This is a genomic window from Micromonospora cremea, from assembly GCF_900143515.1.
In the GTDB taxonomy this organism is placed as follows: domain Bacteria; phylum Actinomycetota; class Actinomycetes; order Mycobacteriales; family Micromonosporaceae; genus Micromonospora; species Micromonospora cremea.
The window spans coordinates 1,491,048-1,504,107 of record NZ_FSQT01000002.1 but is presented as its reverse complement, the minus strand read 5'-3'; the positions used below and the strand labels follow the sequence as shown (position 1 = coordinate 1,504,107).

Annotated in this window: 20 protein-coding genes and 1 pseudogene; 11 read left to right on the top strand and 10 right to left on the bottom strand. The window is 69.1% G+C overall.

What is annotated here, in order from left to right:
* Positions 1–68 precede the first annotated feature (68 nt).
* A complete protein-coding gene (locus BUS84_RS20355; RefSeq protein ID WP_074314766.1) occupies positions 69–1,097 on the top strand; it encodes a LacI family DNA-binding transcriptional regulator in 1,029 nt (342 codons plus the stop codon).
* Between the two features lie 67 nt (positions 1,098–1,164).
* On the opposite strand, the gene BUS84_RS20350 is transcribed toward BUS84_RS20355, so the two are convergent.
* The 3 genes and pseudogenes from BUS84_RS20350 to BUS84_RS20340 form a co-directional block, all read right to left on the bottom strand.
* The gene (locus BUS84_RS20350) at positions 1,165–1,890 is read right to left on the bottom strand and encodes a methyltransferase domain-containing protein (protein WP_074314765.1); all 726 of its coding nucleotides are present in this window, start codon (positions 1,888–1,890) and stop codon (positions 1,165–1,167) included.
* 350 nt (positions 1,891–2,240) lie between these two features.
* Positions 2,241–2,486 (bottom strand): annotated as a pseudogene (locus BUS84_RS20345) (hypothetical protein); the annotation flags it as partial.
* A gap of 38 nt (positions 2,487–2,524) precedes the next feature.
* Positions 2,525–4,162 carry an ABC-F family ATP-binding cassette domain-containing protein gene (locus BUS84_RS20340; RefSeq protein ID WP_074314762.1) on the bottom strand — a complete coding sequence of 546 codons (1,638 nt, stop codon included), beginning with the start codon at positions 4,160–4,162 and terminating at the stop codon, positions 2,525–2,527.
* Between the two features lie 62 nt (positions 4,163–4,224).
* Between BUS84_RS20340 and BUS84_RS20335 the strand changes: the two genes are divergently transcribed.
* The 4 genes from BUS84_RS20335 to BUS84_RS20320 all read left to right on the top strand — a co-directional run bounded on the left by BUS84_RS20335 (position 4,225) and on the right by BUS84_RS20320 (position 6,497).
* Positions 4,225–4,995, top strand: coding sequence for an ROK family protein (locus tag BUS84_RS20335; RefSeq protein ID WP_074314760.1), 771 nt, complete (start codon positions 4,225–4,227; stop codon positions 4,993–4,995).
* A 108-nt stretch (positions 4,996–5,103) separates the two neighbouring features.
* Entirely contained in the window at positions 5,104–5,472 is a 369-nt protein-coding gene (locus BUS84_RS20330) for a tetratricopeptide repeat protein (RefSeq protein ID WP_074314759.1), read from the top strand.
* Positions 5,473–5,593: 121 nt separating this feature from the next.
* Positions 5,594–5,848 carry a Smr/MutS family protein gene (locus tag BUS84_RS20325; RefSeq protein WP_007465523.1) on the top strand — a complete coding sequence of 85 codons (255 nt, stop codon included), beginning with the start codon at positions 5,594–5,596 and terminating at the stop codon, positions 5,846–5,848.
* A gap of 283 nt (positions 5,849–6,131) precedes the next feature.
* The gene (locus BUS84_RS20320; protein WP_143728466.1) at positions 6,132–6,497 is read left to right on the top strand and encodes a hypothetical protein; all 366 of its coding nucleotides are present in this window, start codon (positions 6,132–6,134) and stop codon (positions 6,495–6,497) included.
* A gap of 347 nt (positions 6,498–6,844) precedes the next feature.
* On the opposite strand, the gene BUS84_RS38310 is transcribed toward BUS84_RS20320, so the two are convergent.
* Together BUS84_RS38310 and BUS84_RS20315 are read right to left on the bottom strand one after the other, a co-directional pair.
* Positions 6,845–7,003, bottom strand: a complete 159-nt coding sequence (locus tag BUS84_RS38310; RefSeq protein WP_159451053.1) for a dihydrofolate reductase family protein — start codon at positions 7,001–7,003, stop codon at positions 6,845–6,847.
* Between the two features lie 19 nt (positions 7,004–7,022).
* On the bottom strand, positions 7,023–7,229 hold the full coding sequence (locus BUS84_RS20315; protein ID WP_143728465.1) for a dihydrofolate reductase family protein: 207 nt from the start codon (positions 7,227–7,229) through the stop codon (positions 7,023–7,025).
* A 126-nt stretch (positions 7,230–7,355) separates the two neighbouring features.
* On the opposite strand from BUS84_RS20315, the gene BUS84_RS20310 reads away from it, so the two are divergent.
* Positions 7,356–7,763, top strand: coding sequence for a DUF6188 family protein (locus BUS84_RS20310; protein WP_208869701.1), 408 nt, complete (start codon positions 7,356–7,358; stop codon positions 7,761–7,763).
* A 159-nt stretch (positions 7,764–7,922) separates the two neighbouring features.
* Here the strand turns inward: BUS84_RS20310 and BUS84_RS20305 are convergent, their stop codons facing one another.
* Positions 7,923–8,867 (bottom strand): low temperature requirement protein A, encoded by a 945-nt coding sequence (locus BUS84_RS20305; RefSeq protein ID WP_074314755.1) that lies wholly within the window; start codon positions 8,865–8,867, stop codon positions 7,923–7,925.
* A 44-nt stretch (positions 8,868–8,911) separates the two neighbouring features.
* Between BUS84_RS20305 and BUS84_RS20300 the strand changes: the two genes are divergently transcribed.
* The 3 genes from BUS84_RS20300 to BUS84_RS41285 are packed head-to-tail and all read left to right on the top strand — an operon-like array spanning position 8,912 to position 10,117.
* The gene (locus BUS84_RS20300) at positions 8,912–9,223 is read left to right on the top strand and encodes a transposase (RefSeq protein ID WP_074318951.1); all 312 of its coding nucleotides are present in this window, start codon (positions 8,912–8,914) and stop codon (positions 9,221–9,223) included.
* Complete coding sequence (locus tag BUS84_RS20295; RefSeq protein ID WP_143728464.1) at positions 9,220–9,978, top strand: IS3 family transposase; 759 nt, start codon at positions 9,220–9,222, stop codon at positions 9,976–9,978. The genes BUS84_RS20300 and BUS84_RS20295 overlap by 4 nt, the downstream gene beginning before the upstream one ends.
* Positions 9,866–10,117 carry an integrase core domain-containing protein gene (locus BUS84_RS41285; protein ID WP_425293494.1) on the top strand — a complete coding sequence of 84 codons (252 nt, stop codon included), beginning with the start codon at positions 9,866–9,868 and terminating at the stop codon, positions 10,115–10,117. The genes BUS84_RS20295 and BUS84_RS41285 overlap by 113 nt, the downstream gene beginning before the upstream one ends.
* A 27-nt stretch (positions 10,118–10,144) precedes the next feature.
* On the opposite strand, the gene BUS84_RS20290 is transcribed toward BUS84_RS41285, so the two are convergent.
* Positions 10,145–10,366 carry a low temperature requirement protein A gene (locus BUS84_RS20290; protein ID WP_074314754.1) on the bottom strand — a complete coding sequence of 74 codons (222 nt, stop codon included), beginning with the start codon at positions 10,364–10,366 and terminating at the stop codon, positions 10,145–10,147.
* Between the two features lie 445 nt (positions 10,367–10,811).
* Between BUS84_RS20290 and BUS84_RS38305 the strand changes: the two genes are divergently transcribed.
* The gene (locus BUS84_RS38305; protein ID WP_159451051.1) at positions 10,812–10,982 is read left to right on the top strand and encodes a hypothetical protein; all 171 of its coding nucleotides are present in this window, start codon (positions 10,812–10,814) and stop codon (positions 10,980–10,982) included.
* Positions 10,983–11,016: 34 nt separating this feature from the next.
* Here the strand turns inward: BUS84_RS38305 and BUS84_RS41280 are convergent, their stop codons facing one another.
* The gene (locus tag BUS84_RS41280) at positions 11,017–11,124 is read right to left on the bottom strand and encodes a TetR family transcriptional regulator C-terminal domain-containing protein (RefSeq protein WP_425293459.1); all 108 of its coding nucleotides are present in this window, start codon (positions 11,122–11,124) and stop codon (positions 11,017–11,019) included.
* On the opposite strand from BUS84_RS41280, the gene BUS84_RS20275 reads away from it, so the two are divergent.
* Positions 11,123–11,455 (top strand): tyrosine-type recombinase/integrase, encoded by a 333-nt coding sequence (locus BUS84_RS20275; protein ID WP_074314750.1) that lies wholly within the window; start codon positions 11,123–11,125, stop codon positions 11,453–11,455. The two genes, BUS84_RS41280 and BUS84_RS20275, sit on opposite strands and share 2 nt — an antisense overlap.
* Before the next feature lie 211 nt (positions 11,456–11,666).
* Here the strand turns inward: BUS84_RS20275 and BUS84_RS20270 are convergent, their stop codons facing one another.
* Together BUS84_RS20270 and BUS84_RS20265 are read right to left on the bottom strand one after the other, a co-directional pair.
* Positions 11,667–12,581: a hypothetical protein gene (locus tag BUS84_RS20270; protein WP_074314748.1), complete on the bottom strand. Its 915-nt coding sequence runs from the start codon at positions 12,579–12,581 to the stop codon at positions 11,667–11,669.
* Entirely contained in the window at positions 12,578–12,931 is a 354-nt protein-coding gene (locus BUS84_RS20265; protein WP_074314745.1) for a PadR family transcriptional regulator, read from the bottom strand. The genes BUS84_RS20270 and BUS84_RS20265 overlap by 4 nt, the downstream gene beginning before the upstream one ends.
* Positions 12,932–13,060 lie beyond the last annotated feature (129 nt).

Here is a 13,060-nt window from a genome sequence, read left to right as displayed (position 1 = left end):
TGTAGGCAACGTTGTAAAGGGCTGACGACGGGGTAGGGTGCGGAGTGTTACATCGGGGAGGTTGCAAAGTGCGACACAGGCTCAAGGATGTGGCCGAACGGGCCGGCGTGTCGGTGAAGACGGTCTCCAACGTGGTGAACGGTTACGTGCACGTCCGGCCGGACACCCGGGCCCGGGTCGAAGAGGCGATCGCCGAACTGAACTACCGGCCCAACCTCTCCGCCCGCCACCTGCGCAAGGGGCGCACCGGCGTGATCGCGCTGGCGGTGCCGGAACTGGACATCCCGTACTTCGCCGAGCTGGCCCGCTACGTGGTCACCGCAGCCGCCGACTTCGGCTGGACGGTGCTGATCGACCAGACCGGTGGTGGGCGCGAGCAGGAACGGGTGGTCGCCTCCGGCATCACCGACCACCTGATCGACGGGCTGATCTTCAGCCCGTTGGCGCTCACGGCGGAGGACCTGGCCGGCCTGGACAACAGGCCGATGGTGCTGCTCGGTGAGCGCGTCGACCACGGCCCGGCGGATCATGTGGTGATCGACAACGTGGGCGCGGCGCGGGAGATCACCAGCCACCTGATCGGGCTCGGCCGGCGCCGGATCGCGGCCATCGGCTCGCAGCGCACCCCCGAGGGCGCCAGCGCCCGACTGCGCCTGACCGGCTACGCCGACGCGCTGCGCGCCGCCGGCCTGGACTACGACGAGGCCCTGGTGGCGCCCGCGCCGGCCTGGCACCGCGCGGACGGCGCGGCCGCCATGCGCGGCCTGCTCACCTCCGGCGTACGCCCCGACGCCGTCTTCTGCTTCAACGACACGCTCGCCCTGGGTGCCCTGCGAGCCCTGCACGAGGCCGGCCTGCGGGTACCCGAGGACGTGGCGGTGGTCGGCTTCGACGACATCGAGGACGGCCGGTTCTCGATCCCCACGCTGACGACTGTCGCCCCGGACAAGGCGCAGATCGCCCGCCTCGCCGTCGAACTGCTCGCCGAACGCCTCGACGGCGACCGCACGGGCCCCGCCCGCGAACTCTCCGCCCCCTACCGCCTCGAACTCCGCGAATCAACCAAACTGCCCGCCGGGCTACCGCGTCGATCATGAGGTTGGCGGGGCCTTCGATCTCCATCGCACCCGTCAACCTCATGATCAACCCGTGGGTTGGTTGGGGTCAGTCGAAGAAGCGGGCCAGGTGGGTTTGGGGGGCCGGGTCGGCGTCGGGGGGTAGCGGGGTCAGGTCCGCGAAGATGGAGGCGCCGTCGCAGCCGGCGTGCAGGGGGTACCAGCGCGGGGTGCCGGGCGGCCGGAGTTGGCAGATCCCCTTGAACGTCTGCACGTCCATCAGCCGGACATGGGTCGGGTCCGCGACCGCGTTCACGTGCCCCCACCAGGGGCTCATCACGTGCAGTACACCGCCCGGGCGGAGCACTCGGTGGCACTCGTCCACCAGCGGCAGGAAGTCGATCAGGTGCTCAAGGATGTGCACCGCGAAGAGCACGTCCACCGAGTTGTCGGCCAGCGGCAGCGAGCCGGAGAGGTCCGCCACCGCGTCCACCCCCGGGGCCGGAAAGATGTCCAGCCCCAGGTTGCCCGGCCACTGCTTGGTCGGTCCGCAGCCGAGGTCCACCACCACGGGTTCACGCCCGCCGACGCCGACCCGGCACCACACGCCGTAGACCCCGGCCAGCCGCCCCACCAGGTCCCGGATCAGCCGCAGCTCGGCGGGCTCGGCCACCTCACCGCTCAGGTGGGCGACACCCCGGTCGAACCGCACCTCGACCGCCAGGCCACGCAGTCGGTCGTCGTGCTGGACCTGGTCCACCCAGGCCTCAGCGAGGAACCCGTCGATCGCCCGCAGCCGGTCGGCCGAGGGCGGAGTCTGTGCCAAAGCGACCATTCGGGCCACCTCCCGCCGCGCGATACCCGGATCCGAGGCCGGTATGCCCGCTCGTCGACCGGGGTCGGCGTGCCGCTCGACCGGCGTGTCGCGGTCTTCGAGGCGAGACTGCGGCGAGCGTTATACCTGAGAGTCATAGAAATGACTCTCAGGTATAACGCTCAACTGCGACCCGTGCCCGTCGGGGCCGGAGCGAGGCAAAGCGGTGCCCGGGCGCGGGTCCGGCCGGACCCGCGAGGCCGGACCGAGGTCAGTTCGCCGAGCGGTCGCGCTGGTCAGCCGGAGAGGGTGCGGCGGCCCGGCCGGCCGCCGCCACGCATCCGCTGGCGGGGTGGCGGGGCGGCCGGCTTCGGCCGCTTGAGGTGATAGCGGTGCAACTCGTTGTTGCCGGGCAGGGACGGGTCCTCGCTCATCGCGACCAACTCCCAGCCCTGGTCGCCGGCCCGGTTCAGGTGGGCCAGCGCCGTGTCGCCGTACGGCGTCACGTCGACCATCGAGCCCTCCGGGCCGTACCAGACGAAGACGACCTCCCAGCCCAGATCGTTGGTCGCGGCCTGGCGACGGCGGATCAGCAGCGCGTACTCCCACTTGAGCATGGCGTCATTCTCACCCTGCGAAGGCCCGCCGGCACGGATCAATCCTCGGCGATCCGCCCGGCGTCGACCCGCAGCCGGCGATTCGTCTCGATGGCGGCCAGCATCCGCCGGTCGTGGGTGACCAGGAGCAGCGTGCCCGGGTAGCTGGCCAGGGCCGATTCGAGCTGCTCGATGGCCGGCAGGTCCAGGTGGTTGGTGGGCTCGTCGAGTACCAGCAGGTTGACCCCGCGCCCCTGGAGCAGAGCCAAGGCCGCCCGCGTCCGCTCGCCGGGGGAGAGGGTGGCCGCGGGCCGTGGCACGTGCGCCGCGCGCAGCCCGAACTTGGCCAGCAGGGTCCGCGCGTCCGCTGGCGACATCTCCGGTACGGCCGCCTGGAACGCGTCGATCAGCGGCGCGTCGCCGAGGAACAACCCTCGTGCCTGGTCCACCTCGCCGACCACCACCCCGGGCCCGAGCGAGGCGGTGCCGGCGTCCAGCGGCAGCCGACCGAGCAACGCGGCCAGCAGGGTGGACTTGCCCGAGCCGTTCGCCCCGGTCACCGCGACCCGGTCCGCCCAGTCGATCTGAAGGTCCACCGGGCCGAGGGTGAACCCGCCGCGGCGTACCACCGCGCCGCGCAGCGTGGCCACGACCGCGCCGGCGCGGGGTGCGGCGGAGATCTCCATCCGCAGCTCCCACTCCTTGCGGGGCTCCTCGACCACGTCGAGCCGTTCGATCAGCCGCTCGGTCTGCTTGGCCTTGGCCGCCTGCTTCTCGGTGGACTCGGTGCGGAACTTGCGACCGATCTTGTCGTTGTCGGTGGCTTTGCGCCGGGCGTTCTTCACGCCCTTCTCCATCCAGGCACGCTGGGTGCGCGCCCGCGCCTCCAGCCCGGCCCGCGTGTCGGCGTACTCCTCGAAGTCGGCGCGGGCGTGCCGGCGGGCCACCTCGCGCTCCTCCAGGTAGGCCGCGTAACCGCCGCCGTAGTGGTGCACCTGCTGCTGCGCCAGGTCCAGCTCCAGCACCCGGGTCACCGTGCGGGTGAGGAACTCCCGGTCGTGGCTGACCAGTACCGTGCCGGCCCGCAGTCCGGTGACGAACTCCTCCAGCCGCTCCAGCCCGGCCAGGTCCAGGTCGTTGGTCGGCTCGTCGAGCAGGAACACGTCGTACCGGCTGAGCAGCAGCGACGCCAGCCCGGCCCGGGCCGCCTGACCGCCGGAGAGCCCGGTCGTCGGGTGATCCAGGTCGACCGCGAGCCCCAGGTCGGCGCTCACCTGCTCGGCGCGCTCGTCCAGGTCCGCGCCGCCGAGGGCGAGCCAGCGCTCCAGCGCGTCGGCGTACGCGTCGTCGGCGCCCGCGGCACCGGCGGTCAGCGCCTCGGTCGCGGCGTCCAGCGCCGCCTGCGCGGCGGTCACCCCGGTCCGCCGGGCCAGGAACCCACGTACCGTCTCGCCCGGCCGCCGTTCCGGCTCCTGCGGCAGGTGCCCCACGGTCGCGGTGGGCGGGCTGAGCCGGACGCTGCCGGCCTCCACCGGCAGCAACCCGGCGAGGGTACGCAGCAGCGTCGACTTGCCGGCGCCGTTCGGCCCGACCAGGCCGACCACGTCGCCCGGGGCGACCACCAGGTCCAATCCGGCGAAGAGTGGGCGGTCACCGTGCCCGGCGGCCAGGTTTTTGACGATCATCGTGGCGCTCATCAGGACGGCAGCCTATCCGGCCGCCGGCATACGGCCGGGCGGCAGCGGGCAGACTCAACGGCGTGGTGACCACACTGGCTATCGACTGCGGTGGCGGGGGCATCAAGGCGTCGGTGCTCGACGAGGCCGGCACGATGCGGGCCCGGCCGCTGCGGGTACCGACCCCGTACCCGCTGCCGCCTGAGCTGTTCGTCCGAACCCTGCTCGACCTGGGCGGGCGGCTGCCGGCGGCCGACCGGCTGACGGTGGGCGTTCCCGGGATGATCCGGCACGGAGTGGTCGTGGCCACACCGCACTACGTGACCCGCAGCGGACCACGCAGTCGGGTCGACCCGGCCCTGCTCGCCGAGTGGTCCGGCTGGGACGCGCGCGGTGCGCTGGCCGACGCGTTCGGGGTGCCGGCGCTGGTGCTGAACGACGCCGAGGTGCACGGTGCCGGGGTGGTCGCCGGCACCGGCTGCGAGCTGGTGCTGACCCTGGGCACCGGGCTGGGTAGCGCCCTCTTCGACGGCGGGGTGCTCGCCCCGCACCTGGAGTTGTCCCACGCGCCGGTGCGGTGGGGCACCACCTACGACACGTACGTGGGCGAGCCGGAGCGCCGCCGGCTCGGCGACGCCTTCTGGTCCCGACGGATCCGGCAGGTGGTGGACGGGCTCCGCCCGGTGTTCCGCTGGGACCGGCTCTACCTGGGCGGGGGCAACTCCCGGCTGATCCGGCCCGAACAGCTGGCCCGGATGGGCGACGACGTCGTCGTGGTGCCGAACACCGCGGGCATCGTCGGCGGCGTCCGCGCCTGGGAGCTGTCCGTCGGGCGCCGGGACGCCCGCACCTGACCGCCGAGGGTCGGAACCGACGCGATCTCACCCCCGGGAACAGTCGCTAAACGGCTGATGTTGTGCCAGCGTCGGAACAGTGACGGCGCGACCCGAGGAGGTGGGCAGATGGATCTTCTGGCGGACTACCGGCGGGCGACCATGTTCTTCGAGACCGGTGATCCGAGCGGGGCAGCCCGACTGCTGGAGCCGATCGTGGACGCCGAACCCGGCAACGCGGCGGTCCGGCAGCTGCTGGCCCGGGCGTACTTTCAGTCGGCCCAGCTCAACCGGGCCGAGGAGCAGTTGCGGGAGCTGGTCGACCGGGACCCGAGCGACCACTACGCGCACCACGTGCTGGGCCGGACCCTGGAGCGGCTGAACCGGCACACCGACGCGCTGCGGCACCTGCGGATCGCCGCCGCGATGCACGCGGCCAACGACGACTACCGGGTCGCTCTGGAGCGGGTGGAGACCCGCCTGGGCGGCACGCGCTGAGCGCGGACCGATGACGTGTGCGGGGCGGCCCTTCGGGGCCGCCCCGCCGTCGTCCGGCGGGTGGTCCGCCGGGCGTGCCTAGGATGGCGGACATGGGACCTGACCGGCCGGGGGCTGCGGCATGAAGCTCAAGCTGGATCTGCACGAGATCTTCAACAAGGGCCAGGACATCGACCGCGCGTTGCGCGGGATCATGGACGAGGCGGTGGCGAAGAAGGCCACCCTCGTGGAGATCATTCCGGGCAAGGGATCGGGCCAGCTCAAGAAGCGGGTGCTCCGGTTCCTCGACCAGAAGGACGTCAAGCAGCTCTATCACCGGGTGGAGAAGGACTCCAAGAACTTCGGCCGCCTCTTCGTGCACTTCCGCTGGAAGTAAGAGCCCCGGCTTCCCAGCCTCGCGCGCTACTCCCGACACAGCTCCTGGCCTGCGGAAACGCCTTCCATCGGTTTCCGGCGTCTTTCGCCGCTACTCGCGCTCACTTGTGCCGGATCTGTGCCCGGCCCTGAACCTGGGGTTGCCGGCGAGTGCGAAAGTCACACGCACCGCCTGGCTGGCCTGAGTCGCCAGCGGTCGCGTCCGTTGCTGCACTTTCGTGCTGTACGGCGATCAGGTCCGCGCGCCCTAGCCGTCTTCGGCCGCCTCTGGCACAGTCGCGGTGGTGATTGACTGGCCGAGGACCCGGGCTGCGCTGAGCTGGACGCTGTTGACATACGCGTTCGCTGGTCTTGCCACTGCGCCGCTGGCGGCGGCGCCTATGCCCTCACATCCGGTGCCGTGCGAGGCACTCACCGGCGATCCGGCTTGGTTGGTATGGGTGTTCCGCGAGACCGTGTGGCTCTCCCTCGCGTTCTCGCTGCCCCTGGCCGCTGTGGTGACGGCCGTGTTCGTTTGGCGAACTGGGCTGTCCGCCAAAGGCGCGGCTGCCCTCGGCCTCGGTGTCGGCCTCGTGCTGACGGTAGCCACCGTCAGCTACTCCATCGCGGCCGCTACCTGCGGGTACAACCTGGAGCAGGTCCACCCGTGACAGCAGCCGGCCATGCCTCCCGGACTTGTTGACCACCTGCCTGGTCAACCTGACCCCTTCGTCCCGAACGCGGTTGCGGCGCATCGTCTGCTGCTATCGGCTGTCATCCGGTGCCGCCCAGCTCGGCGACAACCCCACCTGTTGTCGTCAGATTTCGCCCGCAGACGAAGCGTTCGATGCCTCCTCGCTGCTTCGTGCCTGGTCGACCGGGTAGACGTCCGGTCCGGCCCTGAACCGCTGGATTAAAGACACATCCCGCAGCGGGCCTGGGGCCTGACGCCGGCCGGGGCTCATCACCTCCGCCGCCCATCGTGACGGCACGTCCTACGTCGGGTTCGGCAGTGTGGTCACTGCCCCGGGTCGGCGGTATCCCCGGTTAGGGGCGCATACGTCAGCACCACGACGCCGGACTGGAAGGTGGTGGTGCCGAGCAGTTGGAACGACGCCATCCCGTCGCCTCCGGCGAACAGGTGCGTACTGTCGCCGATCACGACTGGGTAGGTCACCAGCCGCGGATCTCGTCGATCACGTCGTGCGGGAGAGCCGGCGGACCAGCTGGTTGCTGCCGAAGACGAGCAGGTCACCAGTCAGCTTGGCCTTCAGCTTCGCGATCTGGCTGACCACGTCGTCGTGGATGACGGTCGTGTTGTTCCAGTTGCCGCTGGTCAGCGTGGTCGAAATCACGAAGGTCCTGAGATCCGACATCGCCGGCGGCCGGCGGTGTCCCGTCACGGGACATGCTTGACACTCGCGTCCCACCAGATGCTTGACACGATCAATATTTGGCTAACCTCCACGCCAGCGCGCCAGGCCGACCGGCACCTAACCAGAACAGGCCCGATCAGAATTCCTACCCGGTTGACCGGCTGCCGTGTCGACCGCACGGCCTTCGACTACCAGGTCCGGCTCAGCCTCTCCGCGCTCGACCCCGACGAGGGCTACCGCGTCGACGCCGAACTGGCGATCGAAACTCCGTTCCTGCTCCGCGACGCGGACGGGCAGTGGTACGAACTTGACCCCGGCGCCGGCGCCCGCCTGGCACCCGTTCTGGACCTGTTCCGCCAGACCATCACCAGCGTTGAGATCCGCGGCAAGGGTGCCCTCCACCTGTACTTCGACAACGGCGCGGAGTTACACGTCGGACCCGATCACAACTACGAGTCCTGGCGCCTCACGGGCATCGGTGTCGAGCCGATAACCGTCGGCCCGGGCGGGGAAACCGACTGGCAGCCGCCTCCCCAGCCCGAACCACGCCACATCGGCTAACATCTACAACCATGATCGTCTAGCCGGACGTGTCACGGGTCAAGTGACAGCGATCCGTAACGCGTCAAGTGGAGCCCGACATCGCCGGCAGCCGGCTGTCGTACCTCGCTTGATGTGTGTGGATGACAGATCGGTATCGGAACCCAGATGCACTTCCGGCTAGCCGGCTGCTGCCGGCTGGCCGCGTCGTGGCCCACGTGCGGTGTCGACCAGGGCGACCCCGGCCAGGACGAGGGCAGCGGCGCTGGCGGCCCCGACCGGCGGCACCAGGCTCATCGCCGGTGAGATGACGGCGAGCACGAGGATTCCGATCGGCCGATCCCAGGACACGCGGCTGAAGACGGCGTACTCCAAGAAGGCGCGCCCGGCGAGGAACAGTGCGGGTCCGCCGACGATGAGGGCGATCCAGGCCGGCGGTGTGCGTCCGAGCGGATGTGAAATCACGAATTTGTAGCTGATCGAAATTGCGATGACGGCGGCGACCAGGATCGGGTGGGCGAAAACCACTGGGCGTCCGTGAACCGGTCCGGAGGCTTCTGCGAGGGCCTTCGATTGCAGTTCCCCGGCACTGTAAAAGTAGACGCGCCATAGCAGCACCGTGGTGGCGAACGCTGCCAATACCGCTGCAAAGGTCGCAACCTGAAACCCGCTCTGGTCGAGCGTCAGCCCGGTAACCAGGATCAGCTCGCCGAGCGCGATGGTGAAGAATTGCCGGCACCGGTCGGCGAGGTGCTCACCGGAGTACCCGAACTCCGTCGCTCGCCCGCGGCCAAGCCCTGGTGTGGGTAGGCGGAGAACGGCAGCCACGTATTCCACGGCCAACGCAAGCGCCCACAGCACCCCACGGGCCCAACCATGCATGAGCGCGCCCGCGATCCACGGCACTGCGGACACGCCGAACCAGAAGGCTTCCCGCGCCTCGGGGCGCTGCATCTCGCCGCCACGCAGCAGATGTACGAGGATGCCGGAGGCACCGAGCTGGATGGCGAGGTACGCGCCGGCGAAGTAAAGGCCTCGTTCGCCGAACGCTTCAGGCGCCGCGGCGGCCATCACCAGGGTGCCGAGCAGGGCTCCGAGGTGGGCCTGCCCCGTTTTGACGGACATCCGAGATCAGGGGACCTGGGGTCTCCGGGAGGATGTCCAGCATCATGGAGAACGTGGGGAAGAAGCGGTCGCGGCCTCGGCGGTCGTTCACGGCGCAATTCAAGGCCGAGATCGTCGAGTTGTGTCAGCGTGGTGACCGCACGATCAGGCAGGTCAGCCAGGATTTCGACTTGACCGAGACCGCGGTGCGTGAATGGGTCAAGCAGGCCGAACTCGACAGCGGCGCCCGTACTGACGGGTTGACCTCGGATGAGCGAGACGAACTCGCGCGGCTTCGGCGTGAGAACCGCCGGCTGCGTGAAGACGTCGATATTTTGAAGCGGGCAACGGCTTTCTTCGCGAAGGAGACCCGGTGAACGTGTACCCGTTCATCGAGGCGGAGCAAGCCGGCGAGCACAACGTCAAGCGCGCGTGCGAGCTACTCGAGGTCTCCCGGTCCGCCTACTACCAGCAGCAACGCGGCGTCCAGTCCCAGCGGCAGCGCGTCGACGCACAGCTCACCGCGAAGATCACGCAGGTGCACGCGGTGTCGAAAGGCACCTACGGAGCACCGCGGATCCACGCCGACCTCGCCGACGCCGGGCTGCGACACGGCCGTAAACGCGTCGCCCGGCTGATGCGGTGCGCCGGGCTGGCCGGCAAGAGTCCACGCCGATGGCGAACGACCACGGTGCCTGACCCGAACGCCGGCAGGCGACCTGACCTGGTCAACCGTGACTTCGGCACCGACCCGGCGGGGATCGACACCCGCTGGTGCGGCGACATCACCTACATCAACACCTGGCAAGGCTGGCTGTATCTGGCCACCGTCATCGACCTGGCCTCGCGCCGGGTCGTGGGCTGGGCGGTCGCCGAGCACCTACGCACCGACCTGATCGACGCCGCGCTCACCGATGCCCTTGTGCGGCGCCGGCCGCCGTCCGGGCTGGTGTTCCACTCCGACCGCGGCTGTCCAATACACCAGCGACCAACACGCCCGCCTCGCCGCTGCCCACGGCATCCGCCTCTCTGTCGGCCGGCGTGGGCAGTGCTGGGACAACGCGGTCGCCGAGTCGTTCTTCGCCACCATCAAAACCGAACTGCTACACCGCCAACCCTGGCCCACCCATAGCGCCGCCCGCCAGGCAATATTCGAGTACATCGAAGGCTGGTACAACACCCGCCGTCGACACTCCACTCTCGGCTACCTCAGCCCCGCCGCGTTCGAGGCCACCGATTTGCACCGGCTACCGACAAGCCAAGCAGCCTGAATAAGATCAACACATCGACCCTGTCCGTCAAAACGGGTCAAGCCCAAGGACCAGCAGCTGTATCGGCAGTTGTTGCGGGTCGTACTTATCGCATTCCTCTGCGGTAACGGCCCAGATCACCGACAGGGGAAGCAGCAAGATCAGCGTCTGGACGGCGCCGGTCCAGCTCGTATCCTCCTCGAGCAGAGTCGAGAGCTGTGCGAGCGCGAGAACGAACACTACGTCGAACAACAGTTCCAGGCCTGTCACCTTCGGTTTCTCGGGTCTCGGCCGCAGCCGGCCTGCCCTACTTGTCATCGATCAGCCCGTTTCCGCCGCTTCTGTCTGTGGAGCAGTCGTACCACGCGACAGGCGCTGGTGGATGTGGATGCGCTGCCGCCCGGCCTTGACCGGCCTCACTCCACCTCCGGGCGACGATGCGGGCCGATGGCCTCCCTTCCACCCCGCCGCGGGTCTGGGTCGGCTCGTCGGCCGTAACGCATTCGTCGGCCAGCCCTACAGCTGGGTGCGGGCCGTGCGGGCCCTGCTACGGATCTATCCAGGTCCCGATACATGGCATGCCGGCAGCCAACTGATCGAACGTGTGTACGACAAGCTGGTCGTGGTGGAGATTCGTGGTCGATGGTGGAACGGGAGCTGGGGCCGCATAGCCCGACGCGACATCTGGCTGACGTCTGACGGTCAGGTCTGTCGGGTGCGGGGCCGTCTCGGCGGTGACGAGGGGCAGGAGGTCTCGTACGACTTCCCAGACGAAGCCTCCGCCCGCGCGATGGCCGACCGGATGATGAAGACCTCGGCCGGCATCACCTGGCGGGATCTCACTGAGGCGGTCCGGCAGGAGTCCATCCGCCGGAAGGCCCACTAGGGCGGGGCATCATGTCGTCAGGGAGTCGGCACGGCTATGGACGCTCGTCGGGTCGGTACGCTGCGAGGAACGCCTCGACCCCGCTGTCTGCGAGCCGGTCCAGTTCGGGGCCGGAGGGAATGGCTCCTTCGCCTTCGAACATGACCCGGTCCAGCGTCGCGCCGACGATGATGAAGGCGAAGTGCTGGGCTGCCCTTTCGGCGAAGTTGCTGTTTACCAGCGGCCGAGGCAACCCGATGCAGCGCACCGGCTGGGCCTACCCAGGGAAGAAGGCGGTGGAGGCGGTCGACGGGGTACCGGCGGGGTTTGGCTACCACGGGCTGCGCCACTACTTCGCCACACTGTTGATCCACGGCGGGGCGAGTGTGAAGACGGTTCAGATGGCGCTGGGCCATGCTACGCCGATCATCACGCTGAACACATGCGGCGGGGGAGTGGCCGGAGGCGATCGATCGTACGCGGAACCTGGTTGACGCGGCCCTATGCCAGCAGTCGGGTGCTCAGCCGGTGGTGACCCAGTGACGGGCCGGGTTGTGCCCAGTCTGTTCCCGTCGTCTTCGGGGTGACGTTGCGCCGCAGGTCAAGGCCAGGATCTGCTCCGGTTCGTGCACTTCGGCTGGAAGTAAGAGCCCCGGCTTTCCCCGCCGCTCTCTCCGAGAAGTGGTGGCGGGGGCGCCTCCGTGTCTACATGCGGGCTTGGCGGCGGGCTGCGATCGTGCCGGCCGCAAGCGTGATCACCATGACCGCCGTGAGGATGAGGATCGTGGTGATGGAGGTTCCTAGTTCCCACCCTGCTTGTTTGAAGTGGAGCTGGTAGGCGGCTTGCGCCAAGGCTGGCGCCAGGAGAAGCACCGAGGCGACGATGGGCATCCGTGCATCGATGGGCGCGGTGATGACGGCCAGTGCGGCGAACGCGTACAGGGACATCAGTGGTGCGTCCGACCAGCCGTTGATCGGGCTCGGCGTCAGAACGACGACTGCCAGTGCCCCGAGGACGGGCCAGGTCCATGGTTTGGTCACGGGCGTTCGGGGTGCGCGGAGCAGTCGCAGCAAGGCCAGCGAAGCCAGCAGCGCTGGCCAACACTTGGGAACAATCGCGTACTGGAGGCTATGAACCGACCAGAACCAGGACGATTGGTCCCACCAGTTTGCCGACCAATGTTGCGCGACCACGGTCGATATCGCCGCAGCGATTGCCATTCGGTAGCTACCCCACGCCGCAGCGAAAAGCGCGATCGTCAGCAGCGCCGGAATGACGATGAACCACCAATCGTCGGGTTTGTACGCGCCCTCCGACAGCGTCGTCACCAAGAACGAGATCGGACCTCCGGCCCAGAGCGTCATGCCGTACACGAGCAGGGACAGCGCGGACAGTCGCAGCGCGGAGTATCCCAGCGCCGATCGTGAGCCGAGACGGCCAACACCGGTGCGGGCGCGTAGTCCTCCGACCACGAGCGCCGCCGCTTCTCGAAGGTCCGGCCGCCGCCGCTGGCCAGCCGTGGCGAGCAGGGTTTCGAGCATCTCGTCGGCGCGGTACTGCTGGTAGGCGCGGGGGTAGGCCCGCAGTAGCCACCGGTAACGGCGCTCCAGCACGGTCATGCCGGCATCACCCGACCCGCAGCCACCGAGCGGACGGAACGGTTTCGAACGACGCTCGCCGCCGCAGCCAGCCGCTCTGCTTCCGCGCGCAGCGCAGACATTCCCCGCTGGGTCAGCTCGTAGGTGCGGCGGGCGCGGCCGTTGACCACCGCTTCCTCGGTCACCCGCACCATCTCTTCACGGGTGAGCCGGTCCAGAGCGGCGTAGAGGGTGCCCGTCGTGAGGCGCACCCGCCCGTCGGACAACTCCTGCGCCCGCTTGACGATCGCGTAGCCGTGCAAGGGTTCGTCCTGCAACGCGGCCAGAATGAAGTAGGTAGGTTCGCGCATCGACGCGAAGGAACCAGTCATGCCGTCAACATAAGCAGATGATCGACGTATAGGTCAACGCTCGATGTGCTCGCCGGCGGCTACGCGGGGTGGATGGCGTCTGTCGCTCGAAACCAGGCGCGAGTCCTGCGGACCCTCCGGGATCTCGGC

Bases quoted from the DNA above. Each gene is read 5' to 3' on its own strand.
- BUS84_RS20350 (WP_074314765.1), bottom strand. From the start codon at position 1,890: ATGGTCGCTTTGGCACAGACTCCGCCCTCGGCCGACCGGCTGCGGGCG.
- BUS84_RS20340 (WP_074314762.1), bottom strand. From the start codon at position 4,162: ATGAGCGCCACGATGATCGTCAAAAACCTGGCCGCCGGGCACGGTGAC.
- BUS84_RS20330 (WP_074314759.1), top strand. From the start codon at position 5,104: ATGGATCTTCTGGCGGACTACCGGCGGGCGACCATGTTCTTCGAGACC.
- BUS84_RS20325 (WP_007465523.1), top strand. From the start codon at position 5,594: ATGAAGCTCAAGCTGGATCTGCACGAGATCTTCAACAAGGGCCAGGAC.
- BUS84_RS20305 (WP_074314755.1), bottom strand. From the start codon at position 8,867: ATGTCCGTCAAAACGGGGCAGGCCCACCTCGGAGCCCTGCTCGGCACC.
- BUS84_RS20300 (WP_074318951.1), top strand. From the start codon at position 8,912: ATGGAGAACGTGGGGAAGAAGCGGTCGCGGCCTCGGCGGTCGTTCACG.
- BUS84_RS20275 (WP_074314750.1), top strand. From the start codon at position 11,123: ATGACCCGGTCCAGCGTCGCGCCGACGATGATGAAGGCGAAGTGCTGG.
- BUS84_RS41280 (WP_425293459.1), bottom strand. From the start codon at position 11,124: ATGTTCGAAGGCGAAGGAGCCATTCCCTCCGGCCCCGAACTGGACCGG.
- BUS84_RS20270 (WP_074314748.1), bottom strand. From the start codon at position 12,581: ATGACCGTGCTGGAGCGCCGTTACCGGTGGCTACTGCGGGCCTACCCC.
- BUS84_RS20265 (WP_074314745.1), bottom strand. From the start codon at position 12,931: ATGACTGGTTCCTTCGCGTCGATGCGCGAACCTACCTACTTCATTCTG.